Source organism: Bacillus sp. MUM 13, from assembly GCF_001866725.1.
Classification (GTDB): domain Bacteria; phylum Bacillota; class Bacilli; order Bacillales; family DSM-1321; genus Peribacillus.
The window spans coordinates 1-25,926 of the sequence record NZ_MLYQ01000090.1; the positions used below are offsets into that span (position 1 = coordinate 1).

At 43.2% G+C, this 25,926-nt stretch carries 23 protein-coding genes; 7 read left to right on the forward strand and 16 right to left on the reverse strand.

All coding sequences use genetic code 11. The features are described from left to right. Positions 1–77: 77 nt before the first annotated feature. Positions 78–866, reverse strand: coding sequence for a hypothetical protein (locus BIV59_RS18240; RefSeq protein WP_071352888.1), 789 nt, complete (start codon positions 864–866; stop codon positions 78–80). Positions 867–1,194: 328 nt separating this feature from the next. On the opposite strand from BIV59_RS18240, the gene BIV59_RS18245 reads away from it, so the two are divergent. The 3 genes from BIV59_RS18245 to BIV59_RS18250 all read left to right on the forward strand — a co-directional run bounded on the left by BIV59_RS18245 (position 1,195) and on the right by BIV59_RS18250 (position 3,902). Continuing rightward, entirely contained in the window at positions 1,195–1,497 is a 303-nt protein-coding gene (locus tag BIV59_RS18245) for a helix-turn-helix domain-containing protein (RefSeq protein ID WP_071352889.1), read from the forward strand. A 708-nt stretch (positions 1,498–2,205) separates the two neighbouring features. Beyond that, the gene (locus BIV59_RS23815; RefSeq protein ID WP_170846192.1) at positions 2,206–2,355 is read left to right on the forward strand and encodes a hypothetical protein; all 150 of its coding nucleotides are present in this window, start codon (positions 2,206–2,208) and stop codon (positions 2,353–2,355) included. Further along, on the forward strand, positions 2,355–3,902 hold the full coding sequence (locus BIV59_RS18250; protein WP_071352890.1) for a recombinase family protein: 1,548 nt from the start codon (positions 2,355–2,357) through the stop codon (positions 3,900–3,902). Before BIV59_RS23815 ends, BIV59_RS18250 begins: the two co-directional genes overlap by 1 nt. Here BIV59_RS18250 and rlmD read toward each other — a convergent pair. Beyond that, entirely contained in the window at positions 3,899–5,281 is a 1,383-nt protein-coding gene (rlmD, locus tag BIV59_RS18255; RefSeq protein ID WP_071352891.1) for a 23S rRNA (uracil(1939)-C(5))-methyltransferase RlmD, read from the reverse strand. The genes BIV59_RS18250 and rlmD overlap by 4 nt on opposite strands. A 246-nt stretch (positions 5,282–5,527) precedes the next feature. Here rlmD and BIV59_RS18260 point away from each other — a divergent pair, with 246 nt between their 5' ends. Next, complete coding sequence (locus BIV59_RS18260; protein ID WP_071352892.1) at positions 5,528–5,743, forward strand: hypothetical protein; 216 nt, start codon at positions 5,528–5,530, stop codon at positions 5,741–5,743. Positions 5,744–5,798: 55 nt separating this feature from the next. On the opposite strand, the gene BIV59_RS18265 is transcribed toward BIV59_RS18260, so the two are convergent. The 7 genes from BIV59_RS18265 to BIV59_RS18295 all read right to left on the reverse strand — a co-directional run bounded on the left by BIV59_RS18265 (position 5,799) and on the right by BIV59_RS18295 (position 10,992). After that, the gene (locus BIV59_RS18265) at positions 5,799–6,512 is read right to left on the reverse strand and encodes an alpha/beta fold hydrolase (protein WP_071352893.1); all 714 of its coding nucleotides are present in this window, start codon (positions 6,510–6,512) and stop codon (positions 5,799–5,801) included. A gap of 12 nt (positions 6,513–6,524) precedes the next feature. Continuing rightward, positions 6,525–7,082 (reverse strand): GNAT family N-acetyltransferase, encoded by a 558-nt coding sequence (locus tag BIV59_RS18270; protein ID WP_071352894.1) that lies wholly within the window; start codon positions 7,080–7,082, stop codon positions 6,525–6,527. Between the two features lie 169 nt (positions 7,083–7,251). Then, positions 7,252–7,809: a TVP38/TMEM64 family protein gene (locus BIV59_RS18275; RefSeq protein WP_071352895.1), complete on the reverse strand. Its 558-nt coding sequence runs from the start codon at positions 7,807–7,809 to the stop codon at positions 7,252–7,254. A gap of 84 nt (positions 7,810–7,893) precedes the next feature. Beyond that, positions 7,894–8,694 carry a DUF4097 family beta strand repeat-containing protein gene (locus tag BIV59_RS18280; RefSeq protein WP_071352896.1) on the reverse strand — a complete coding sequence of 267 codons (801 nt, stop codon included), beginning with the start codon at positions 8,692–8,694 and terminating at the stop codon, positions 7,894–7,896. Next, positions 8,687–9,247: an HAAS signaling domain-containing protein gene (locus BIV59_RS18285; RefSeq protein WP_071352897.1), complete on the reverse strand. Its 561-nt coding sequence runs from the start codon at positions 9,245–9,247 to the stop codon at positions 8,687–8,689. Before BIV59_RS18285 ends, BIV59_RS18280 begins: the two co-directional genes overlap by 8 nt. Continuing rightward, the gene (locus BIV59_RS18290) at positions 9,240–9,563 is read right to left on the reverse strand and encodes a PadR family transcriptional regulator (protein WP_071352898.1); all 324 of its coding nucleotides are present in this window, start codon (positions 9,561–9,563) and stop codon (positions 9,240–9,242) included. Before BIV59_RS18290 ends, BIV59_RS18285 begins: the two co-directional genes overlap by 8 nt. 514 nt (positions 9,564–10,077) lie before the next feature. Beyond that, the gene (locus BIV59_RS18295; protein ID WP_071352899.1) at positions 10,078–10,992 is read right to left on the reverse strand and encodes a diacylglycerol kinase; all 915 of its coding nucleotides are present in this window, start codon (positions 10,990–10,992) and stop codon (positions 10,078–10,080) included. 342 nt (positions 10,993–11,334) lie between these two features. Here BIV59_RS18295 and BIV59_RS18300 point away from each other — a divergent pair, with 342 nt between their 5' ends. Genes BIV59_RS18300 through BIV59_RS18310 form a run of 3 tightly spaced genes read left to right on the forward strand, consistent with a single transcriptional unit; the run spans position 11,335 to position 14,563 of the window. Further along, positions 11,335–12,618 carry an ABC transporter substrate-binding protein gene (locus tag BIV59_RS18300; protein ID WP_071352929.1) on the forward strand — a complete coding sequence of 428 codons (1,284 nt, stop codon included), beginning with the start codon at positions 11,335–11,337 and terminating at the stop codon, positions 12,616–12,618. A gap of 59 nt (positions 12,619–12,677) precedes the next feature. Further along, positions 12,678–13,703: a carbohydrate ABC transporter permease gene (locus tag BIV59_RS18305; protein WP_240501946.1), complete on the forward strand. Its 1,026-nt coding sequence runs from the start codon at positions 12,678–12,680 to the stop codon at positions 13,701–13,703. After that, the gene (locus BIV59_RS18310) at positions 13,700–14,563 is read left to right on the forward strand and encodes a carbohydrate ABC transporter permease (RefSeq protein WP_071352900.1); all 864 of its coding nucleotides are present in this window, start codon (positions 13,700–13,702) and stop codon (positions 14,561–14,563) included. Before BIV59_RS18305 ends, BIV59_RS18310 begins: the two co-directional genes overlap by 4 nt. 58 nt (positions 14,564–14,621) lie before the next feature. On the opposite strand, the gene gatB is transcribed toward BIV59_RS18310, so the two are convergent. The 7 genes from gatB to pcrA form a co-directional block, all read right to left on the reverse strand. Further along, positions 14,622–16,052 carry an Asp-tRNA(Asn)/Glu-tRNA(Gln) amidotransferase subunit GatB gene (gene gatB, locus BIV59_RS18315; protein WP_071352901.1) on the reverse strand — a complete coding sequence of 477 codons (1,431 nt, stop codon included), beginning with the start codon at positions 16,050–16,052 and terminating at the stop codon, positions 14,622–14,624. A 12-nt stretch (positions 16,053–16,064) separates the two neighbouring features. Next, positions 16,065–17,522: an Asp-tRNA(Asn)/Glu-tRNA(Gln) amidotransferase subunit GatA gene (gene gatA, locus BIV59_RS18320; RefSeq protein WP_071352902.1), complete on the reverse strand. Its 1,458-nt coding sequence runs from the start codon at positions 17,520–17,522 to the stop codon at positions 16,065–16,067. A 14-nt stretch (positions 17,523–17,536) separates the two neighbouring features. Next, entirely contained in the window at positions 17,537–17,827 is a 291-nt protein-coding gene (gene gatC / locus BIV59_RS18325; RefSeq protein ID WP_071352931.1) for an Asp-tRNA(Asn)/Glu-tRNA(Gln) amidotransferase subunit GatC, read from the reverse strand. Between the two features lie 658 nt (positions 17,828–18,485). Further along, entirely contained in the window at positions 18,486–20,033 is a 1,548-nt protein-coding gene (pruA, locus tag BIV59_RS18330) for an L-glutamate gamma-semialdehyde dehydrogenase (protein WP_071352903.1), read from the reverse strand. A 278-nt stretch (positions 20,034–20,311) separates the two neighbouring features. Then, positions 20,312–21,481, reverse strand: a complete 1,170-nt coding sequence (locus tag BIV59_RS18335) for a CamS family sex pheromone protein (protein WP_071352904.1) — start codon at positions 21,479–21,481, stop codon at positions 20,312–20,314. 13 nt (positions 21,482–21,494) lie between these two features. Further along, positions 21,495–23,501: an NAD-dependent DNA ligase LigA gene (gene ligA / locus BIV59_RS18340; RefSeq protein WP_071352905.1), complete on the reverse strand. Its 2,007-nt coding sequence runs from the start codon at positions 23,499–23,501 to the stop codon at positions 21,495–21,497. Between the two features lie 103 nt (positions 23,502–23,604). Further along, positions 23,605–25,845 (reverse strand): DNA helicase PcrA, encoded by a 2,241-nt coding sequence (pcrA, locus tag BIV59_RS18345; RefSeq protein ID WP_071352906.1) that lies wholly within the window; start codon positions 25,843–25,845, stop codon positions 23,605–23,607. Positions 25,846–25,926: the final 81 nt, after the last annotated feature.

Consider the following 25,926-nt stretch of genomic DNA (forward strand, 5'->3'; position numbering starts at 1 on the left):
ATTTAGGGGTGTCAAAAACAATTGTCCTAGTAATCAATTATGAATAATATGTTATTTTTTAAGAACAAAGTGTTTCATCAAGGGGTTGGGAGTTGTTTGTCAATATTCTGTTGAGTAATATTGTACCAAGCTACATCCTTTTTCCCATCTTGAATCTTGCTAAATGAAGAGTAGGACGCCTCAGAAACTGATTTATTGTTTATGAAATAAGATAATTTCAAATTACCCTTTGTGTCGTAACTCGATTGACGATGTCCCAACTCAATTTCTTTATAGACGCCTGATGAATATCGTAGTTTTGAATAACCATTGTCCGCTGCACCATTTGACCAACTATAGGTGCCGTCGGTCTTTATTCCCATCAAGCCTCTGTAGTTATAGTTGAATCCATTAACTTTTCCATTACTATAATGCAATACTTCAACAAAATCAGGGTAAGGGTAGTCATTCCCGTAAGATAATTGAACAATTACTTCTGGAGTTTTATCTCCATCCATATCAAGAACGGTAAAGTTTATCACTTTTGATGGTGAATTTAATTTATTCAAATATACATTTTTATTATCATTCACGCTGAAAAAACTAACTTTATTTAAGAGAACTTTTTTATATGCATCGTACGAAGGTTTATAATCCTTTGATGTTATTGAATATTTATTTTTAGCTTTGTCATAAGATACTTTACCGCCGAACAAGGCGGTCAAATCATTTAACGCTACATAAGCTTTTTTGTTAATGATTTTTACATCCATGTTTTTTGCTTTACCATTAAAGTAGAATGAAAGTTTTGGAGAAGCCATGACTCCTAATCCAAAACTAAATGTTAATGCAAGTGCTGAAACCCCTGCAATTAGCTTCTTTTTCATTTGTGTTCCTCCTCATATTTTTAATAACCACAAGTTTAATTTTACTATTTTTTGTTATCTCAAAACATTAGAAATATATTAAATTTTCACGATTAGGAGGTTTGGCATAGACGGAAAACAAAAAAAGCTACCAATACCCATTTGGGTTGTATGGGGGCAAGAAAGAGATTGAGTAGTAATTATCTAAATCTCCCACAAAAATAAATACAACTTTTTTTGGAGCACAATAAATATTCCCTTAACCTCCGCAACTTATGTATGAGATGAAACGACTACTAGTTTGAGAGGTCAGATTGACCTACTAATCTTGATAAGTGAGGGAAATACTATGAACAAACTTGAAAAACTTTACACTGTACAACAAATTGGGGAAATGTTTTCAGTTAATACTGACACTGTATACGAATGGGTTTATATGCAATGTGTTGATGCTTATAATATCAATGGATTGATAAGAATATCGGAGAATAGCTTAAAAGAGTTAATGCAGGAGTGTATAATAATTGCTGATAGCATGTATGATTTTAGCAACGAGGATGTTGATTATTTTCCAGAGTTCCTAAAATGGGCTAAATTGTATGATAAAGAAAGTTTACAGTCGGATCCCCTTAAACTATGGGAAAAGGATTAAAAACCAGAGAGATTTTTGGACATGCAATCTATGGTATATACAACGTAGAAGGTTGCCGTTCTCTTGTTAGAGTGATTCATGATAATGAACATTTCAACATCCTTAATGTCAAAGAAAAATTCATCCAAGTTCAATTGGAGCTTAAAAATATGAATTGAACATGATACCAGGATGAATTGGTTGCTATTAATTAACTATCAGGCTGTCGATAAAGTCTCGATAGCCTTTTCGCCTTTATTTAGACACCATATAGAATCCCAATAGAGAAACCCAATTTTTTTAAAAGCTCATAGAGAAAATGGGGTTCTATTCATTCTGAGTAACAAGAAAAGTAATACAAAATAGAACTCTACACCGAGACCCCACCGGGTGCCTACCCGATAGATGAAGACTCTCATAGAATAGATTGCCTCTGTAAGACCAACGAGAAAAAATTTCAAATATATTTCAAGACGTACAGCTACTAAACCCATATAATCCTAATCGATATATACCCTAATTGGTATTTATTTTAACCAATCTAGATCATAGCTAGATACCACCATTTACTAGCTGTTTTACCATCATTCATTACCCTTACTTATAAAAATATTTTATTTTCAAAGTAGCTGCTTTAGGTGGAATTGTTACTAAGGCATGGACTTTCTTTCAGATTAATCGCAACTATCCCCCCACCTACAGCGACTACTAGGTTGAGGGGGATTTAGCATGATAATTGAAAGAGAATTTACAGGAACAGAAACAGTCGAAGGGGTTTTATTATCTTTTGTAGATTATGTAATTGACAAAATGTTAATTAATTCCTACGATAATGATAGAACTAATGTCACTTCTGAAAACAAGGGAGTGGCTGAATAATGAAATGTGTAATCTATGCTCGTGTAAGTACAACGAGAGAAGAACAACAAAACAGTTTACAAAATCAGATTTCTTTAGCTGAAAGTGTAGCTAAAGACAAAGGCTTTACCGTTGTTGATAAATACATTGATAATGGTATTAGTGGAGCAGGATTAAAAAATCGTTTAGGGCTTAACAAGTTATTAATTGACCTTGAAAAGAAGGACATTAATGTTGTTATTGCAAAATCAGTTTCAAGATTAGGAAGGAACACTGTTCAAAGTTTACAAACTGCGGAACAGATTGAAAAGCAAGGTGTTCGATTAATCCTGCCCGAAGATTTTTACGACTCTGCTACAAGTGATAGTTCAATGTCATTTGAACTAAAAGCTGTATTTGCTAAAGAAGAGGCGCTTAAATTATCTCAAAGGGTAAAACTCGGTTTATATGAAAGTGCAAAACGAGGGAAATACAAAGCGTCTATTGCGCCCTATGGGTACAAAATGAACCCTTATACACGACAATTAGAAATAGAAGAAATAACTGCTCCTACCATCAAAGAGATATTTCATCTTTACCTTTATGAAGGGTGGGGGATGTTTAAAATCACTAATGATTTAATGTCTAGAGGTATTCCCACTCCAAGAGCAGCAGCAGGAGCAATTAATGCAGGTACTAAGTGGCACCAAAATACTATTAAAGGTATTCTCAATAACCCAGCTTATATAGGAAATTTAGTGCATCATCGAGAGGAAACTACAAAGTTCCTTAGCGACTCCGAACTATTCAAGGTTAGAAAAAAGGTTGATCATGAGAAACAAATTGTTGTTGAGAATGCTCATCCCCCAATCATTTCAGAGGAAGACTTTAAAGCCGTTCAGGAACTCATGAAGAATAAGGGGAAACGAAAAAGCAACGGTAAAGAGAGTCTGTTTGCCCATATTGCCAAATGTCCTGATTGTGGAAGTGGAATGCATTTTAAGCCTGATAGAAGAAAAGGTGCTTACGTTTGTGGGGGCTATGTAAAATATAAGAGCACATATTGTTCCTCACATATTATTGAAGAACAAACACTTCTCCAAGCAGTCAAGGAAGACATCAGAGGTTTTATGAAAAGTAGTCTTAAACTCGATCAACTGTGTGGTATTGCTGAGAAAAAAGCTCGTTCATTCAATTCCTGTATTGAAAAGGAATTAAAGCAAATTGAAAGAAAACTAACGAAAGTTAATAAAAGGTTTGATAATATTTTATCGCTTCACATACAGGGTCACATTACTGTAGATCAGTTTAAGTCTCAAAATGAACGTATTGCCCAACAACAGCAGGAGCTAGCAAACAAAGAAGTTGAATTGAACTCCGCTTTAGAAATTAAAAAAGATACCTCCGAACAACTTCAAGTTTTTAAAAATGAAATAGCACGGTTTTTAAACCTTGATATAGACGATAGTAAGGTTTTAAAGCAAGTCCTACAAAGGCTAATTAATAAGATAGAAGTATTTGAGGAAGGAAAGATAAAAATACATTACAATCTTTCCCCCTCTCACTCATCTTTATCAGGTACAGTTTAATCGACTGTACCTTTCAAAATAAGTTTCACTATCACCTCTACATGTGTAGTCTGCGGAAACATATCCACAGGCTGCACTTCTATTGTTTTGTAGCCGCCGTCTTCGAGGATGCGCAGGTCGCGGGCGAGTGTGGCCGGGTTGCAGGAGACGTAGACGACTTTTTTGGGCTTCATTTGTATGATTGTGTTCAGAAGTGCCTCGTCACAGCCTTTGCGCGGCGGATCTACGACAAGGACATCTGCTGTGTTGCCTTCTTCATACCAAGCTGGGATGACCTTTTCTGCTTCGCCGACTGCAAATTCGGCATTTGTGATGCCATTTAGCTCAGCGTTTCTTTTTGCATCAGAGATGGCTTCCGGCACGATTTCCACACCGAAGACTTTCTTCGCTTTTTGGGCAAGGAAAAGAGAAATGGTGCCTATGCCGCAATAGGCGTCAATGACGGATTCTTCCCCTGTGAGCCCTGCGTATTCAAGGGCTTTACTGTAAAGAACCTTTGTCTGGTCCGGGTTCACCTGGTAAAAGGATCTTGCAGAGATAGCGAATTTCACGTCTCCGATATAATCGTAAATAACCTCGCTTCCCCAAAGCACCTTTGTTTTCTCGCCTAGAATGACGTTTGTTTTTTTGGAGTTGATGTTATGGACGATGGATTTTACCTTCGGCAGACGCTTGATGATTTCTTCGACGATTTTATTTCTTTGCAGAAGCTCTGTTGTTCTCGTGATAATCACGACCATGAGCTCGCCTGTTTCTTTGCCGTACCGGGCCATAATATGTCTAAGAACTCCTCTGTGGGTTTGTTCGTCATAGGCCGGAATTCCGAGTTCGCTGCAGATTTCCTTTACAGTCTGGACAGCCTCGTTAATGACAGAATCCTGGATCAGGCTTTCATTCGTATCCACGATTTCATGTGTGCGGGGTTTGTAGAAGCCTGCTATCAGCTCTCCGTCTTTTTCGCCGACCGGCACCTGGGCTTTGTTTCGGTAATGCCAGGGATGCTCCATGCCTAAGATGGGGTGAATGCTGACATCCTCAAGCTTGCCGATCCGGGTGAGGACCTGCTTCACCTGGTTTTCCTTGAACTTCAGCTGCCCTTCATAGCTGATGTGCTGAAGCTGGCTGCCGCCGTATTTATGGTTTTCCAAAGCGGGAATATGGACGCGGAATGGACTTTCTTCATGCAGCTCAAGAAGCCTGCCGAACGCATAGCCTTTGTTTACTTTGATAATCTTGATTTTTGCTTTTTCTCCGGGAAGTGTATTTGGAACAAATACCGGATACCCATCAATCTTGGCTACGCCTGCTCCGTCGTGCGTCAAATCTTCAAATACTGCATCTATTGTTTCATTTTTAGCAACTGGTGCTGTTTTTTTCATGTTATACGTCCTTTTCTATTGAAATGCAAAGCACCTCTTCTGTGCTCCAGCAAGTGTTTGTCTAGCTTCAAATAGTTTATCATAATTACCTGTTTGAAAACAAAATCCGCTTTATTTTCCTCACATGCGGCAGTAATTTTTCATAGGATAATAATAAGCCATTTTTTCAGCCATTCCTTAGTCCCAGCTTGTATAAATTGCTTATTTTTGAAACAAAATAAGAAAAAAACAGTTGAGGTGAACAGAATGGGATTATTCAGTGCGATTGCTTCATGGAATGCTGCCCGTCAGGCCAAATTTATCTCTGAGATGGAATCCAAAGGCTGGTGCCCGGATTGCCGTGGAAAAGGCTTTAGCGCCTATGCACCAAATGAGTATTACTATAACAGTGTATTAGACTGTCCAGGCTGTGACGGAACTGGCAGCTATGCCAGCTGGTCTGACACGAACGGGTTAAGCTAGAACGCAATCATGCCATGAAAAAAATACGGCCTTAAACCGTATTTTTTTGTTGCAGTCAGTTTTCTATTTCCTGAAAGAAATCATCCAATGCATGTACAAACTCCTCTGCCACAGGTTCTTCCCCATCTTCATCAAGTATACGGATCCGCCCGTCCGGCACCGCTGCAAGGTACTCTTTGGCCCCTTCTTCAGTAAGACCCGCTTTTCCGCTGCTGCTGCGCAGAATCAGCACGGGGAAGTCCATATTTTTCAAATCCTCAAGAAAGCTGACTTCTTCGGAATCCTTTTCTATTTCCTTTAATGTTTCCATCGTCATCCGGTCAAGCACATTTCCGTGGCGGCCTGGGATTTTAGCAAAAAACTCACTCCACCCCTCCTGGAAATCCAAAGACACTGCAGGATAATCTCCGATAATAATCCCGCTGATCCCGCTCATATGATCTGCGGCATAGCGAAGGCTGTAGATGACTCCGGCCCCATAGCCAAACAACACGAATTTTCCGATATCCACATGATTAATCACACTGCTGATATCCTCTGCATGGTCACGAAGGGTATACCCATGGGGAGGCGTATCGCTTTGGCCCCTGCCTCTCATTGTGATCACAATGACCCGCCTCGGCAGCAGCGCTTCAAGGACATCCCTGTAATCCTCTCCTGTTTCGGCCAAGCCGGGAACCATCACAAGCGGGATGTTTTCATTGGATGAACCAGTGTTATCCAGATAGTGAATCCGTACGTCTCCGTTTCTCACCCAGCCCTCAATCATGCTTTCTCCTCCTTAAAGAGTTTTTACCATATATTCATAACTGTGATGATTGATTGTAATAACCTTTGAAGCAGTGTAGCCGAGCCTGCTATAAAGCTTCCGTGCTCTTATATTGTCCTCTTCCACGTTTAAGGATATGGTTTTATAGCCTTTTTCCTTAGCCAGCTTTTCCGATTCCTCCACAAGGCATGTTCCTACCCTTTTCCCCCAATGCCCGGGGTTTACACTCAATGTATCAATATAATAATCTTCATCTTCCGCTTCCTTTTCAACAGCACCATTTGTGCTTCCTTCTGAATGTAAATAAGCGATAATCGGGGCATCGAGCACACTAGCCTCACTACCATGATAGGAGATAATAATGCCTGCGGCCATACCCTCAATTTCTGCAACAAGTGTATTGCGGTAACTCAGCCGGTTTACTTCCTGAGTGAAATAACGACGCAGTACACTTCTTATTTTCTCTTCCTCCGTTTCCCCTGTCAGTGCCTCCGCAATGTCCTTGATGGCCAGGTGGATCAGTTCTGCAGCCTGTGCTGCATCTTCTATTCTTGCTTGTCTGACTAGCATGTCCTTCTCTCCTTTTTATTCTTTTTCTCTACTTTACCATAGTTAAAATAGGAGAAAAAAATTTAATCAAACGTTTGATTAAATGTGCTGTAATCCTTTTATATAAAGAAACAGCCCTGCATCTTCTGCAGAGCTGCCCTTCTTCGAATCTTTATCACATTATAATATTTTAACGCTCGCCGATCACTTTACGAATTCTGGCCGCGGCCAAAAGTATGACAAGTAGATAAAGGCCAACAAGAACTAATATCGGCCAATTTCCTTTTTCGAGCTGATTTCCTGCAAGGGTAAATGTCAGCATGGCCGGCAGCTTCCCAAGCAAAGCAGCAAGAAGAAAGGTTCTCGTTTTAATTCCAGAGATTGCCGCTCCGAGATTAATCACAGCTGAAGGAAATATCGGCAAGAGCCTTACAATCATAAGAGAAAGAAAAGCATTATTCTCGATAAAATGAAGCAGGGCATCTGCTTTCTTATATTTTTTAATCATCCCATATGCTTTATTGCGGAATAGGAAACGTGACAGTATAAACATCAAAAGTGCGCCAAAAACAGCTCCGCCCCAGCTGATCAGAAAGGCAGGCCAGAATCCGAAAACAGCCCCAATTGCACCTGCTGCAGCTGGTATTGGCATAGCAGGAATGAAGGCAAGGACCACCATCAGCAAAAAGCTGAGCACTCCTGACAACAATGTTCCTTCCTGCAAAAACAGCAATATATCTTTATCCATTTTGTCTTCCTTTCTAACTGGGCAATAAATCCATTATACAAAAAAACTGCAGGCATATCCCGCAGTCTTTTCATTCTATGAAAATTACCGTTTCACTTCAATACTTCCATTATTCGTTGTTAACCTAATTTTATACTTTCCGCTGCCAAGTACAGCATCATGCTGATACTTATCAAGGATGTTGATTTTTCCGTTATCGGCTCTAACGTGGAAGGCTGCATTCCGGGGCTCTTTTTCTGTTTTGATAGAAATTTTGCCATTATCGCAGTCAAGTGTGATATTGCGTTCAAGGTCACTAGTAATCATCTTGATTTCCCCGTTATTTGCCGCTGCCTTCACATCGCCCGTTACTTTATCTAAAAACATCCTGCCATTGTCTGCAGAAATGGATGAGTGTTTTGATTGAATATTCTTCAGGTCGACATAGCCGTTATTTACAATTAAAGTCAGGCTGTCCGCCTTCATATCTTTTGCCTTAATAAGTCCATTATCATTATGAACGGTCAGTGATCTGTACTGCTTTTGCGGAATATACACCTTCAGCTTTAAAGAAGTAAAGGAAAAGTCAAAGTTATAGAACTTCCTCTGCTTTTCTTTTACTTTAATTTTCAGTGTGGAGCCTTCTTTTTTCATGGTAAAGTCCAGCTGCTTTTGTTCCGAGCTTTTGCCGCTCAGTACTGCTTTTGCCGGTCCTGAAGAAACAGGCTGAATCTCCACACCCGCATTGTCAGTATCAATGACCACGTTTTTGTAGTTTGAGTCTGCTGCAGTTTTGTTCTGTGAAATCCGTACTTCTTTTCCTGATTGATACGTTAAAAGTGCCCCTGTAATTCCAATGATCAAAAGAAGAGCTGCCAGTATACTTAGTTTTTTTATTTTACCCACGATTCAGACCGCCTTTCACAACAGAAGCATTGAATTTCAGATAACGGATCAGCCCGCGGACCAATGCATATGTGGCGTAGTACATGCCAATTAAAATGAAGAGCCCGGCTCCGCATAATCCTATGGAAAAGAATAAATCATACCATTCGAAGGTACCCCGGTTTACCGCTGAACCCACAAGTACCATAAGAGGGCTGAGGATAAAAGCTGCTCCTGAAATCCATCCTGTGGCCATTGCAGCTGCTATGCCGATGACAGGTCCCAGGATAAATACGATATTGAAAAATCCAAGCCCGAGCGCAGCCCATGTTGCCCGCAGGATATTTCCGGTTGTAACCTTCTTTTCAGCCTTTCCTATATGATAAGACGCAAGCAGCTCCTTGGCGTTTTGCTGGGGAGACCCAAGTGAAGCTGAAATCCGCTCCTCACTTTTGCCTTCCTCGATTCCGTTTGCGAAGTGTTCTTCATAATCCCAAAGGATATCCTTTCTCTCATGAGCAGGGAGACGCTTCAGGGCCACATCCAATTGATGCAGATATTGTTCTTTATTCATGGTTCACACCTTCTTTAATCAATGTATTGACTCCATTTGTAAATTCATTCCACTCTGCTATCAGTTCTCTCAAATAAATACGCCCTTTATCTGTAAGCTTGTAGTACTTACGTGACGGACCCTCGCTCGATTCCTGCAAATATGTCGTAAAATACTCTTCCTTTGTGAGCCTTCTAAGCAAGGGATACACAGAGCCCTCTGAAATTTCTATCTGATCGGATATTTTTTGCACAAGCTCATATCCATAGCGGTCTTTTTTATCTAAAAGCACGAGCACGCATAACTCCAAGACGCCTTTTTTAAATTGTACGTTCACCTTTCACACCCCTTATCGCCGTTTAACTACTATACATTGTATGGTACTGTTCCATAATATGTACCTCTGTTTCATAATATACCACCCGCTATTGTTTATTGCAAGGTACTGGCTTATATTTTTTCATATTTATTCCAACTATAACGTAAACGGCATGAGCCAGGCTCTAAGTGATGTTCTCACGCCTCGCCCATTCTTGCTTCCCAGCCATCATTTTTGGTGCAGTTTTATAAATATTGGCTCTTTTCTTAAAGATTGTTTTTTTTTATTGTTCTGTGAAGCAATCCTGTTGTTAAACCGGGTTGATTGGAGTGTAAGGTGCGAGACTCCTGTGGGATTAGCGGGAAGGTGAGACCCCGCAAGCTTTGCTTGTGAGGCTCACCGCCCGCCCCACGGAAAGCGAGCATCCTGGAGCGGAAATCAACCCCTTGTTCAGATAGCAATAAAGTTTACGAAAACAGCCTACATATAAAACACCCCTGAGACCGCTGTCCCAGGGGTGTAGTTTTCAGCATTATTGATTAGCCGGATCATCAGCAAGCTTGCCTTTAGGCACAAACACATTGAAATGGCGGTACTGGTTCACAAATTCTGCAGGTGCAAGCCCGCCGAATTCCCCATCCAGATTCAGCTGCATTTTGTCCTTAGTAATGACCTTGATTCTGTTGGCTTTGGCATAGATGACATTCCGGTCATTCACATGCTCGCCTCGGATGGCCAATGAAGCGATCCTGATGAAATCAGCCAGGTTCGTTTTCTTAAGAATCAGCATGGTGAACATTCCGTCATTCAGTGATGCATCCGGGGCAAGTCTTTCAAAACCGCCGACTGAATTTGTATTCGCCACTAAAAACAGCATGATTTCGCCTTCGAAGATCTTTCCGTCATATTCAATGCTAACTTCTGTCGGCTTGATAGATGGCAGCATCTCAATACCTTTTAAGTAGTATGCAAGCTGTCCGATCATTGTTTTCAACTTGCTTGGCACTTCATATGTGAGCTCAGTCAGGCGTCCTCCGCCAGCAATATTTATAAAGTATTTTTCGTTCATTTTCCCGATATCTATTGGCATGGTATGGCCAGCTGCAATAATATCCACAGCATTTTCAATGGACCTTGGCACATGGATGGCACGCGCAAAGTCATTGGTTGTCCCAACCGGAATGATTCCAAGATTAGGACGAACCTCAGCATCGGCTAGCCCATTAACAACCTCATAAATCGTGCCGTCACCGCCTGCTGCAATTACCGTATCATAGCCCCGCTCAATGGCAATCCGTGCAGCATTCGTGGCATCGCCCTCACACGTCGTGGCGTGGCAGGAGGCTTCATAGCCTGCCATTTCAAGCTTTGCCAATACTTGCGGCAGATGCTTCTTGATTGCTTCCCTGCCTGAAGTCGGATTGTAAATCAATCTTGCTCTTTTCATTTCCATCATCCTATTTTCAAAATCAAGACTTTGTCTTTTTATGGTAACGATTCACATCTAAAAATGCAATGTCCCGGTGGCAGCCAGTCCATCCTGGCGCCTATCTTTTCATATCCGCTCATATCCGCTTTTTTCAATCAGCATTCCCGCTAAAAATTATACTGCATTTCACTCCATAACTCCAGTTCAAGCAATGATTTATGGGTGCGGAGCCACTAACAGATTCCACAAAAAAACCTGCCGGATAAACTTAGCAGGTTTCATTTGTTTATATTTGTGGTAAATGCAAGGTTGGAATACTTTCTTGAAATATCAACTATGGAGGTACATATTGTGAGAAGAATGAAATGGGTTTTGCTGATGTCAGTCGCTGCCTGCTTGATGCTCTCTGCATGCTCAGGCGGATCGGGCGGTGCATCTGATAAAACAAAGGACGGAAAAGTGATCGTAAGCTTCCAGACTTTCTGGGGCTCTGAAACAAGAAAACCGGTAATTGAGAAAATTGTGAATGATTTCAATCAGTCACAAGATAAAATTGAAGTTAAACATACATATGTGCCATGGGGAGATATTTGGACAAAGAACCTGGCAGCAGTCGCAGCGGGAAATCCCGCAGATGTTATCGTCAATGACATAAACAGTGTTTCCCACCGGGCACAAAACAAGCAATCTGAGGACCTGTCTCCATACATAAATGAAAGCATCAAAAATGAGTTATATCCGAACCTTTGGAAGACCGTTGAATACAAAGGGAAATTCTACGGCGTTCCCTTTACAACAGATACACGTTTGCTTTTCTACAATAAAAAAGATTTCAAAGAAGCGGGACTCGACCCTAACCGCCCTCCTTCCACTTGGAAGGAGCTTGAAGAGTATGCTAAGAAACTCGATGTAAAAAAAGGCAGCAGCTATGAGCGCATCGGCTTTTATCCGACATGGGGAAGCTTTGGTGCAGGAAGCTGGATGGCCAATGCAGACAACGGAAAAGGCTTTATAGAAGGTGACAAGCTTGAGATTGCGACTCCAAGAAAGATAGAAACACTGAAATGGATCGCCGATTGGAGAAAACGCCTTGGAGATAAAAACCTGCAGAAATATGAAGCGGACTTCGGCAGCGGCCAATCCAACCCATTCATATCCGGCAAGGTTTCCATGTGGACAGATGTTGCCACATTCTATACGCAGATCCGCGACTCTAAAACAAATATGGACTTTGGCGTAGCTCCTATGCCTGCCTATGACAGCAGCAGCAGACACTGGAATGAAGGCGGCGGATTTGTACTGGAAATCCCTAAAGGCGCCAAGCATCCGAAAGAAGCAGCAGCCTTCATAAAATACATGGCTGGCGTAAAGGCACAGGAATACTGGGCAAAGAAAAACTATGATAACATCGCCAACATGCAGGCTGCCAAAAACGTGATTAAAGGTTTTAGCGGCAAGGAAAAAATGGTTTATCAACAGGCTGTGGATAATCTGAAGGATACCAGGCTTCATCCTGTACCGATTCATTACCCGGATTACCAGTCAAGAATCGACCCGCAGATAGACGCAGCCATCCATGGCAAGAAATCCGCGAAGAAGGCACTTGAAAAAGCAGAAAAAGACGTAAAGCAGCAAAGAAAATAAGAATGATAGAATGAGAGGCCATCTTGGCTTCTCTTCTTTCTAATGAAAAGAGGTCTGGCATGATGCGAGAAGCTGCACTTAAAAATGAAGCCGGTGCCATTGAATCAGCCCAGAAGAAAAAAACTGGTGCCGGTAAAAAAGGAAAACAAACAAAGCCAAACATATTGCTTTTTAAAAAATCAAGATCCAGCAACCGCAAATCTGATAACCTGATTGGATACATATTCATCTCTCCATGGCTTATCGGCCTGCTATTTTTGACGGCCGGCCCGCTCCTGTTTTCACTTTACGCGAGCTTCACAGATTACAACATTACCTCAAAGATGAACTTTATCGGACTCGCAAACTATAAAAGAATGTTCACAATGGATGACCTTTTTTGGACGTCCCTATGGAATACCTGCTATTTTGTCCTATTTTCCGTTCCGCTCACAACCGCAGGTGCCATCTTTGTCGCTGTTTTAATGAACCAGAGAATACCAGGCATGAAGATATTCCGTACCATCTTTTATCTGCCTGCGATCCTTTCAGGCGTGGCCGTTTATTTTTTATGGATGCAGCTGTTAAGCCCATCTTCAGGCCTTGTGAACACATTCCTTGGCTGGTTCGGCATCGAAGGGCCATCCTGGCTGTTCGACCCGGCATGGACAAAGCCCGCCCTTATCATGATGAAGCTTTGGAGTGTTGGAGGAGGCATGCTTCTGTATCTTGCACGTTTGCAAAGTATCTCTCCTTCCCTCTATGAAGCAGCCGATCTGGACGGTGCAAACAGTTTTCAGAAGTTCTTCCGCATCACACTGCCTATGTTATCGCCGATTATCTTCTTTGATCTGATAACAAGCACAATTGGAGCTTTCCAAATTTTCCAGGAGGCCTATGTGATGACGCAGAATGGAGACGGAGGGCCATCCAACTCCCTGCTGTTCTTTAATCTGCATATGTGGAACAATGCCTTTGAAGTATTCGATATGGGCTACGCATCCTCTATGGCCTGGTTCTTATTCATTATTATCATGGTTCTCACCTTCTTCAACATGAAGTTCAGTAAAAAGTGGGTGCATTATGATGGAGGTGAAAATAAATGAATACAGAAGTGAAGTTTTACAAAACAAATAAATTCCGGAGAAATACAAGGAATGCACTTATTTTTACGATACTTGTGCTTGGGAGCCTTGTTTTGCTGACGCCTCTTTGGTGGATGGTTTCTACCTCCCTGAAGTCGCCTGCTGAAATTATGCAGAACCCGCCCTCTTTCATTCCCAAGGTTTTTCATTTCTCAAATTATGCAAAAGCCTGGAATTCAGCTCCTTTTACAAAATGGGGGCTGAACACACTGTTCATCTCTGTAGTGTCTACAATTGGCAGTGTACTTGTGAATTCCTTTGTTGCATACGGATTTGCAAAAATCCGTTTTAAAGGCAGAAATATTCTATTTACACTTGTTCTTTCTACCATGCTGATTCCGGGATTTGTCACAATGGTCCCCCAGTATATCATGTTCTCAAAAATCGGCTGGGTAAATACCTATTTGCCTTTAATTGTTCCTGCTTTTCTAGGCAGCGCGTTTTTCATCTTCCTGCTCCGCCAATTCATGATGACCATACCGGACGAGTTCATCGAGGCGGCGATCATGGACGGTGCCAGCCACTTTAAAATCTGGTGGCACATTATGCTGCCGCTGACAAAGCCTGCACTGATCACAGTGGCTGTATTTTCCTTTAACGGCTCCTGGAATGACCTGTTAGGGCCGCTCTTGTATCTAAGCGATGAAAAGCTGTACACGCTGCAGCTTGGGCTTCAGACCTTCAAGGGCAGCATGCAGGTACAGTGGCACTATTTAATGTCGATGTCAGTAATGGTTTTGATTCCGACGCTGATTCTTTTCTTTATTTTTCAGCGTCATTTCATTGAAGGCTCAAATATATCATCCGGGACAAAAGGATAAGTGCAAAAAAAGCTGCCATGGAGGAAATCATACCTTCATGACAGCTTTTTTACTGCTTTTATCGTTTATTGATTTCCTCAACCAGAATCTTATTCACTAACGGCGGATTCGCCTGTCCTTTAGTCGCTTTCATGATTTGGCCGACAAGGAAGCCGATTGCTTTGTTTTTGCCATTCTTGAAGTCTTCAATCGATTGCGGATTGCTGTCGAGCGCCTCACCGACAATCTTGCGGAGGGCTCCTTCATCAGAAATCTGGACAAGTCCCTTTTCTTTTACGATTTCTTCTGCGTTTCCGCCTTTTTCGGCCAATTCCTTGAAGACCTGCTTGGCAATCTTTGTAGAAATTGTGCCATTTTCAATCAGCTTGATTAAGCCTGCAAGCGATTCAGAAGTCAGTGCAGCTTCATGCAGTTCTTTTCCTTCTGCATTCAAATATGCGGATAGTTCGCCCATGATCCAGTTGGAAGCAAGCTTCGGATCAGTTCCGAGCGCTACAGTTTCTTCAAAAAAGTCTGCTGTTTCCTTTGTTACGGTCAAAACTGCCGCATCATACACAGACAACCCGAATTCCTCTGTATAGCGTTTTTTCCGCTGATCTGGCAGCTCAGGAATTTCAGAGCGGATCCTGTTTTTCCAATCTTCATCAATAAAGATGGATAATAGATCTGGCTCCGGGAAGTACCGGTAATCATCTGACCCTTCCTTCACACGCATTAACAGGGTTTTGCCTGTGCTTTCATCAAAGCGTCGTGTTTCCTGTTCAATGACGCCTCCGGATGATAAGATCTCTTCCTGGCGCTTTTCCTCATACTCCAGCCCTTTACGGACGAAGCTGAAGGAGTTTAAGTTTTTAAGCTCTGTTTTGGTGCCAAGCTCAAGCTGGCCAACAGGGCGAAGAGAGATATTGGCATCACAGCGCAGGGAGCCTTCCTCCATTTTGCAGTCTGACACCCCAGTATACTGGATGATGGATTTTAGTTTTTCCAGATAAGCATACGCTTCTTCCGGTGTCGAAATGTCAGGTTCAGAAACAATTTCAACCAGCGGCGTCCCCTGGCGGTTATAATCACAAAGCGAATAACCGTCACCAGTATGTGTCAGCTTACCTGCATCTTCTTCCATATGGATCCTTGTGATGCCGATTTTCTTTTTCTTTCCGCCAGCTTCAATTTCGATCCAGCCATGCTCGCCGATCGGCTTATCAAATTGGGAAATCTGATATGCCTTCGGATTGTCCGGATAAAAGTAGTTTTTACGGTCGAATTTCGTTTCTTCGGCAATTTCACAGTTTAAAGCCATTGCAGCCTTCATTGAAAAGTCCACAGCTTTTTTATTGATGACTGGTAGCACGCCCGGATAGCCTAAGTCAATCACGCTTGTATTAGTGTTCGGTGCAGCGCCAAAGTGGTTTGGGCTGTCCGAGAAAATTTTTGAATCTGTTTTAAGCTCTACATGTACTTCAAGGCCAATCACTGTTTCAAATTTCATCACGTTCACCCCTTACAATTGCGGTAATTTTTTATAAAAGTCTCCTGCCTGTTCAAAGGCATGCGCCACTCGGTACACAGTGCTTTCATCAAAGTGCTTTCCGATAATCTGAAGCCCAAGTGGCAGTCCGCCGGCATTGCCGCACGGTACGGAAATGGCAGGAACTCCCGCCAAATTCACAGGGATGGTCAAAATATCATTGGCATACATGGTTAATGGATCATCCGTCTTTTCACCGATCTTAAAGGCCGGAGTCGGAGTGGTCGGCCCGACAATCACATCATATTTTTCAAATACATCTTCAAAATCTTTTTTAATCAGTGTGCGAACTTTTTGAGCCTTTTTATAATACGCATCATAGTACCCCGAGCTTAGGGAGAAGGTTCCAAGCATAATCCGGCGCTTCACCTCATCTCCAAAGCCTTCAGAACGTGTCTGCTTGTACATGTCCAGCAGGTTCTGTGCTCCATCTGTCCTGTAGCCGTATCTGACGCCGTCAAAACGGGACAGGTTGGCTGATGCCTCAGATGAGGAAAGCAGATAATAAGCGGACAGCGCATATTTAGAATGCGGCAGCGACACTTCCTCCCACTCGGCGCCAAGGCCCTCCAGCACCTTAAGAGCTGCTAAAACAGAATTTCTCGCTTCTTCTCCAACACCCTCACCCAAATATTCCTTAGGAACGGCGATTTTCAGTCCCCTGATATCTCCAGTCAAAGAAGAAGAGAAGCTTGGCACATCCACATTCGCAGAGGTTGAATCCATGTGGTCGATGCCTGAAATGGCTTCAAGCAAGTATGCATTATCCTCAACCGTCCTTGTAACAGGACCAATTTGGTCAAGGGAGGAAGCAAAGGCCACAAGGCCGAAACGCGACACTCTTCCGTATGTAGGCTTTAGGCCAACAACTCCGCAGTAGGCTGCAGGCTGGCGAATCGAGCCGCCCGTATCTGATCCTAAGGAAAATAGGACTTCTCCTGCTGCAACCGACGCTGCAGATCCGCCTGAAGAGCCACCAGGGACATAATCTGTATTCCATGGATTGCGTGTAACCTGGAAGGCGGAGTTTTCATTGGAGGAACCCATCGCAAACTCGTCCATATTCAGCTTCCCAATCGTGATCGTTTCCGCTTTTTTCAGCTTTTGAACGACTGTGGAATCATAAATCGGATTAAAGTTTTCAAGGATTCTGCTTCCGCTTGTAGTGCGCAGGTTTTCTGTCACGATATTGTCTTTAATCCCGATCGGCAAGCCGAATAGGTTTCCATGATCTTTTCCTGACGCTATTCTTTCATCTATTTCCTTCGCCTTGCTGCGGGCATTTTCTTCATCAAGTGTTAAAAAGGCCTTAATCTGACCATCCACCTGCCTGATTCTTTCAAAAGATTCATTCACAAGTTCAGAGGCTTTAATTTCTTTCCTATGTAAAAGCTTGTGAAGCTCTGGAACACCATGCTGAAACAATGACATCCTTCTTCCCCTCCTTAATCCATAATGGACGGAACCCTTATGTGTCCATCCTTGCTGTCTGGTGCATTTTTGAGCACCTTATCAATCGGCAAGCCTTCTTTCGCAATATCCTCTCTCATGACGTTGGACATTTTCAGCACATGTGAAGTTGGTTCGACATTTTCTGTATCCAGCTCATTCAGCTGCTCTGCAAAAGAAATCATAGTATCAAGCTGCTTCTGAAATTGTACAGCTTCTTCCTCAGAAATAGCGAGCCTTGCCAGATGTGCCACATGCTTGACCTGATCCATTGTAATCCGTGACATCTTTCCACCTCCGGAAATTAATAAAAACAGCACCTCAACCGTGCCGATACCCAATAAAGGGAAGGCTCCGCACCCCCTGATTGAAAAAATCGGCTCTTAATGAAAAGGGCCGATGATCATTCATAACGGTTCTGCAAAAGCCTGATTTTTATCTGTTTGAACATTCTTTTAAATCATATCAGACTATCTTGCATTAAAGCAACAATAGATAGTATAGGAAAACAGATCTTCACAATGCTTCCGCTTTCATTTTCAGCAATGAACGCTTTCATAATATGGGCATGTATAATTTTGCATGAATCTCCTTCCACAGTTCATTAAAAAACAGCAGTCTTTAAGAAAGGAGTCAAAATAATAGAAGGGAACGCGAATATTGTCCGGGAAATAGTCTCTTTTTGTAGTACAGCCGGGAAATATGGCAGTATACCACTTCACTCTGCACTAAAACCTTTTCTCCTTTCTAACATTCAGCAATAATCTATCTTTTTTTCGGAGGCACACCGGCCGCCCCGCCGAAAGTAGCATCCTGGAGCGGAAATCAGCCACCTTGTTCTATAGCAGCAAAGTTCACGAATATAGCCCAAAACAAAAAAGACTGCAGGCAAACCCGCTTTTTCGGGTTTGTCTGCAGTCTGAGACCTTCTATGAACAGAAGAGATTAATAGGCTTCTGACGTTGTTTTCCCTTGCATGTGAAGGGCGATGTAATCCGGTCCGCCTGCTTTGGAATCTGTACCTGACATGTTGAATCCGCCGAATGGCTGGTATCCGACAATAGCTCCTGTACAGCCGCGGTTAAAGTATAGATTTCCGACATGGAAATCCTCGCGCGCTTTTTCCATGTTTTCACGGTTGCTTGTGATAACTGCACCTGTCAAACCGTAATCTGTATTGTTGGCAATTTCAATAGCATGGTCGAAATCCTTTGCCTTAGCGAAAGCCACTACAGGACCAAAGATTTCTTCCTGCATCAAGCGGGCTTTCGGATCCAGGTCTGCAATGATTGTCGGCTGGACGAAATATCCTTTAGAGTCGTCGCCTTCTCCGCCGGCTAATAGCCTGCCTTCTCCTTTTCCGATTTCAATGTATTCAAGAATCTTATTATAAGCAGCCTGGTCAATTACAGGCCCCATGAAGTATGACTGGTCTTCCGGATTTCCGACAGTCAATTCCTTCGTTAATTCTACAGCACGGTTTAAGACTTGATCATACACATCTTCTACGATAACAGCACGGGAACATGCTGAACACTTTTGTCCAGAGAAGCCGAATGCCGATTTCACGATAGATTGCGCTGCCAATTCAAGATCTGCTTCTTTGTCGACGACAATTGTATCTTTGCCGCCCATTTCAGCGATCACACGCTTAAGCCATATTTGACCTTCGTTTACCTTAGAAGCACGCTCAAAAATGCGGATGCCGACTTCACGCGATCCTGTAAAGGAAACAAAGCGTGTGCGCGGATGGTCTACCAGGTAGTCTCCAACTTCTGCACCGCTTCCCGGCACGAAGTTCAGGACGCCCTTAGGAAGGCCTGCTTCTTCCATTACTTCTACAAACTTCGCTGCAACAATCGGTGTTGTTGAAGCCGGCTTTAACAGTACCGTGTTTCCGGCAACGATGGCAGCAACAGTCGTTCCAGCCATGATTGCAAATGGGAAGTTCCATGGTGAAATGATAATGCCGACACCAAGCGGTATATAATCAAAACGGTTGAACTCGTCCGGACGGCTTTGAACAGGAAGGCCATTTTTCAATTTCAGCATCTGGCGCGCATAAAATTCAAGGAAATCAATTGCTTCGGCAGTATCTGCATCTGCTTCATGCCAAGGCTTTCCTGCTTCCTTCGTCATAAGAGCCGAGAACTCGTGCTTACGGCGGCGGATGATGGCAGCTGCTTTAAAAAGAACATCAGCTCTTACCTCCGGCTTCACCTTGCGCCATGATTTAAATGCTTCATCAGCAGCCTCCATTGCCTTTTCAGCCAAGTCGCGGCTTGCTTTTGAAACGCTTCCAATTACTTCGTCTTTATTAGCAGGATTGTAAGAAACAATTTTATCTTCAGTGGAGATTCTTTCTCCTCCGATTAATAGGTCATAGTCTTTGCCAAGGTATTCCTTAACGGTTTTTAATCCTTCAAGGAACCCATTTTTATTGGAGTCTTGAGAAAAGTCAGTAAATGGTTCATGCTTGTATGCCTGTACCAAGATAATCCCTCCTATGTATAATTCTTTAACACCATCTATCATTTTAACTGATAAGTTCAAACTCTTCAAACATCTTCATATAGTATTTCTGAAAGAATTTTCTAAAAATCTTTTAATCTCTTCTTTTTACATCCATGTATGTTCTATTGCCAGGTGTTTTCGCTTCAGCCGCCTGATTTTTGCAGACAGTTGTACCCTGTTCCTTACGCTCAAGCCGGCATGAGGCAGATTCCCGCAAAAAATCCCGGTACAGCAGTACCGGGATTTCCTAAAGTCTATTAATCATAAATATGGACGGTTGGCTGGTCCTGATTCGCTTTTCGCACAATAAGTGCTTCCGGTCCATTTACCGATGTAATGGACACCTGGACGGAAACATACGCAGGGAAGCGCTCCATAACGAGTCCTGTTACATATTGGGTGAAGCCCACTGCTTCTGAGCTCCCATAAAATTGAATCGGAATATCAATATTTAAAGACTTCATTTGATCTTCTTCATAAAGAGCCCTTCCCATTACTCCATTGAAGTTAGGGAAATACTTTTCTACATCCTGTTTAAAGTTCAGGAATGCCACATTGTCATCTCTGTGATCTGTATTTGCAGTATCAGAGGGAAGGAGATAATACTTTTCATTCACCTTTTCCCATTTATCCACCTGACCGCTTCCTGCATCTACATTTGTATAATAAATGAAATTCCCCGGAATCACAGAAGATTTCTGCTTTTGCTCAAATAAAGCAATCGTAATTGGAATGTTTTTAAGCTTGTCCATCTTTCTAAGGCGCTGTAATACCTGCTGGGCGATTTGTTTACCATGTGAAACAACCTCCGCCTGAGGAACTTTTGTATTATAGGTAGCGCCGTACTCTTCTTTTTGATAATAGTGTACAGAATTGAGGGCAAGACCAATCACAACACCGCCAAGGCTCACCTTATTCTTTGAATCCTTAAGCAGATAATCCTGCTCAAGAATGTGGGCCAGGTATATCGGATATTTCTTATTTCGGGTATCAATATTGCCTTTACCCGGATCTAATGGATTCAAGCCAATATTATCGCCGGCCTTTATGCCATTTTCCTTGGCCTGTGCCTTAGTGAACTTGCGGTTCAGCCAAAGACTCACGGTATGTGAATCAAGGGATTGCCCTTCCTGGAAAAGATACTTATTCGGATCAAAATTATTCTGCGCTATTCTCATGAGCCCTGTTTCGAACTCTTTAATGTCATAGCGGGTATTTAAATTGGAAACTACAAGTCCTCTCGCTTTTGCCGGTTCAAATGGCAGTATCGTACGGTAGTATTCATCAGAAATTTTGTACTTTGGAATAATTGCTTTTTCTTTTGATTTTGATGAATCCTTCACCACTTCCTGCTGCTTGTCGAATTTCGGGGCACACCCCGCAAGAAACAGCATTATAATCAGCACGAGAAAGGGAACTTTCTTCATGGCTTACACCCTCTTACTTATTTAATTCTTCAATCAGCCGTTCCTCGTCCCAAACATCAATTCCTAAACTTTCAGCCTTGGCAAGCTTGGAGCCTGCATCTTCCCCCGCAATCAGGAGATCCGTTTTTTTGCTGACGCTTCCTGAAACCTTGGCTCCCAGTGCCTCAAGCTTCTCCTGGGCCTCGCCTCTTGTCAATATACTCAGTTTACCAGTGAGCACGATGGTTTTGCCAGCAAATATAGAGTCAGATTCTTCTGGAGAGACCGGCCTCGGCCCCTTATATTCAAAATTAACTCCTGCTGCTTGCAGCTCCTTCAGCAGTTCCTGCACCTCTTCCATCTCAAAATAGGAAACAACAGAATCAGCCATTTTCCCACCGATTTCATTGATGGAAGTCAATTCCTCTGCTGTTGCCTTGCTTAAGGCTTCCATGCTTCCGAGCTCCTGGGCAAGTGTTTTCGCCGCTTTCGATCCGACATGGCGGATCCCTAGGCCAAACAGCAGACGTTCAAGCGAATTGCTTTTAGATGCCTGTATGGCCTGCAGCAGATTTGAAGCGGATTTTTCTCCCATCCGTTCCAGTCCCAGAAGCTGTTCTTCTGTCAATTTATAAATATCGGCAACATCCTTTATCAGATGCTCACCGAACAATTGGCTGATTACCTTTTCCCCAAGTCCGTCAATATTCATCGCATTCCTGGATACAAAGTGGATCAGCCCTTCACGGATTTGTGCCGGGCATTTCGGATTAATGCAGCGAAGGGCCACTTCCCCCTCCAGCCTCACAAGCTCGCTATCGCACTCAGGGCAATGCGCAGGCATAAAGAAATCCCTCTCTTCGCCTGTCCTCTTCTCAGCAAGGACATTCACGACCTCTGGTATGATATCGCCGGCCTTTTTGACAACTACTTTATCGCCGATTTTAATATCCTTTTCGCGGATTAAGTCTTCATTATGAAGAGTGGCCCGCTGTACGGTCGTGCCTGCAACACGAACAGGATCCAGTATGGCAGTTGGGGTTACGACCCCTGTCCTGCCGACATTAAGCTCAATATCCCTGAGTGTGGTTATGACTTCCTCGGCAGGGAATTTATACGCTATGGACCAGCGGGGGCTTTTTGCCGTTCTTCCCAGCTCCTCTTGCTGATCAAGGGAATCCACCTTTACAACGATTCCGTCGATGTCATAGGCCAGATTCGGACGCTTTTCTCCCCATCCCGAGATATACTCAAGTACTTCCTCAATGCCTGCGCATTTTTTCCGTTCATGGTTGGTTTTAAAGCCAAGCCTATCCAGAAGGTTCAAGCCTTCGCTGTGAGACTTCACACCTGTTTCGCCAAGATCTGCAATGGCATATAGAAAAATATCAAGCTTTCTTTTCGCCGCAAGTTTGGGATCCAGCTGCCTTAGGGACCCTGCAGCCGCATTGCGCGGATTTGCGAATGGCTCCTCTCCGCGCTCTTCTTTCCCCTTGTTCAGAGCTTCAAATGATTTCTTCGGCATGAACGCTTCACCGCGGACCTCGAGTGTAACTGCTTCCTTAAGTTTAAGAGGAATGGTTTTAATGGTCTTCAGGTTTTCCGTGATATCCTCGCCGACCGTCCCGTCCCCCCGGGTCGCCCCGCGGGTAAAGTAGCCATTTTCATACTGCAGGGTCACGGCCAAACCGTCAATTTTCAATTCACAGACATAGGAATAGTCTTCTCCCACTGCCTGGCGGACCTTTCTGTCAAAGTCCCTTAAATCATCTTCGTTGAAGGCATTGGCAAGGCTGAGCATCGGACTGCTGTGCTCGACCTTTTCAAACATATCTAAAATCGCTCCGCCCACACGATGTGTCGGAGAATCAGGAGTGCGCAGCTCTGGAAATTGCTCTTCATATTCAATGAGCTCTCTTAAAAGCTTGTCATACTCTGAATCCGGCACAGAGGGCTTATCCATTACATAATATTCATAACTGTACTGATTCAGCAGATTCTGCAGGTCTGTGACAATTTTTTGCGCAGCCTTTATGTCCATAAATCCAGCCCTTTCTTTTTTACAGATAAATTCAGACTGACAGACCCTTCAGTCAGTCTGAATAGCTTCTATTTTATTTTAGACTGCGGGAGAATGCCCGCATTTATGCTTTTTCAATTGGTGCAAACTTGGCCAACAAGCGTTTGATGCCGGTAGGGCTCGGGAATGCAATATCAAGTTCCTTCCCTTCGCCTTCACCTTTCACACTGACGACCGTTCCGGTTCCCCACTTTTTATGTGAAGCCTTGTCGCCGACCTTCCAGCCGATTTCATCTCCGCCTGTTTTAGAAGGCGCCGATACAGCCCGCCCAAATGATGGGGTACGCTGGGTGCCGCCTGATTGAACAGGTTTTGAAGAATAGCTGCTTTGGCTGCTGAACCTTTTGGCCTTAGGCTTCGGCATCAGGTCTTCAAGCAGGTCTTCCGGAATTTCACTAATGAACCGGGAAACAGGATTCATGTTTGTCCGTCCGTATAGTGTCCTCATTTGGGCATTCGTGATGTAAAGCTCGGTTTCTGCACGCGTAATACCCACGTAAGCAAGACGCCGCTCTTCTTCCATTTCTTCTTCATCCATGAGTGAACGGCTGTGAGGAAACACGCCTTCCTCAAGCCCCAATAGGAACACTACAGGAAACTCCAGCCCCTTTGCAGAGTGCAGCGTCATTAATGTGACTGTCTCCTGTGCTTCATCTGTATCATCCAGTGAATCAATATCTGCCACTAGAGCAAGATCAGTCAGGAATCCAACTAGTGATTTATCATCATTTTTTTCCTCAAAGTTCTTTGTTACAGATAGAAATTCATCAATGTTTTCCAGCCTGCTTTGAGATTCGATTGTTTTTTCAGCCTCAAGCATTTCACGGTATCCTGACTTGCCGATGACCTCTTCCACCAGCTCTGTAACAGAAAGGTATTCCTGCATGTTGCTGTAGCCTTTGACAAGATCCCGGAACTCCCTTGCCGCCTTCATGATTTTCGGGCTGAGACCGATATGCTCAATCTCCTCCAGCGCCCCAAACATGGAAAGGTCCTGGCTTGCAGCATAGTCCGCGATTTTATCCAGGGAGGTAGAGCCTACTCCCCGTTTCGGCACATTAATCACCCTGCGCAGGCTGATATCATCATCCGGATTCGCAATCAGGCGCAAATAAGCTAAGATATCCTTGATTTCTTTGCGGTCATAGAACTTGATGCCGCCCACGATGCTGTACTGGATATTGGATTTCAGCAGCACTTCCTCCATGACACGTGACTGTGCATTTGTGCGGTACAATATGGCGAAGTCAGAGAGCTTTCTGCCAGAATCCCTGGATATTTCATTAATCTTTCCGGCTACAAACTGTGCTTCTCCCTGCTCGCTGTCTGCACGGAGATAAAAGATCTTATTTCCTTCAGAGTTTTCAGTCCAAAGATTCTTCGGCTTCCGGTTGCTGTTATTTCCAATGACACCGTTGGCTGCGGAAAGAATTCTTTTCGTCGAACGGTAGTTCTGCTCAAGGAAAATGACCGTTGCATTCGGATAATCCTTTTCAAAAGACAGGATGTTGGCTATATCAGCACCCCGCCAGCGGTAAATGGACTGATCGGAATCACCGACAACACAGATGTTCCTGAAGCGGGATGCCATCTGCTTTACAAGCATATATTGTGCCCGGTTTGTATCCTGGTACTCATCCACATGAATATACTGGAATTTGCGCTGATAATATTCAAGCACCTCAGGAACACGCTGAAACAGCAGGATCGTCATCATGATCAAATCATCAAAGTCGAGTGCCTGGTTCTTGCGGAGCCTTTTTTGATACTCTGTATAAACATCAGCAGTCACCTGGCTATAGTAATCGCCTGCTGTTTTTGCAAATTCTTCAGGGCTGACAAGTTCATTTTTTGCTGAACTGATGCTGCCGAGGATTGCCCGATAATCATATTTTTTCGTATCCATATTCTTATCTTTAAGAATCTGTTTAATCACCGATTGCTGATCAGTTGTATCGAGGATTGAAAAATTACGGTTAAAGCCGATCCGGTCAATGTCGCGCCTTAAGATCCGCACACACATCGAGTGAAAGGTGGATACCCAGATTTCATCTGCCGCTCCACCCAATATTGCCCGGATTCTCTCCTTCATTTCCCTTGCTGCTTTATTTGTAAAAGTGATCGCAAGAATATTCCATGGCGCCACTTCTTTTTCCACCATTAAATAAGCAATCCGGTGTGTCAGCACCCTGGTTTTTCCGCTCCCTGCGCCGGCCATGATCAAAAGGGGGCCATCCGTTGCTTTCACTGCCTTTTGCTGCTGTTCATTTAAACCATTTACTAATTTCTCAGATAAAAACTGCATGAAAACACCGCCTTTTTTCGAACGTTTGTTCCTAGTATATAAAAAATTCAAACCCCTTGTCCACTCCCGGAGAAAAGGCGC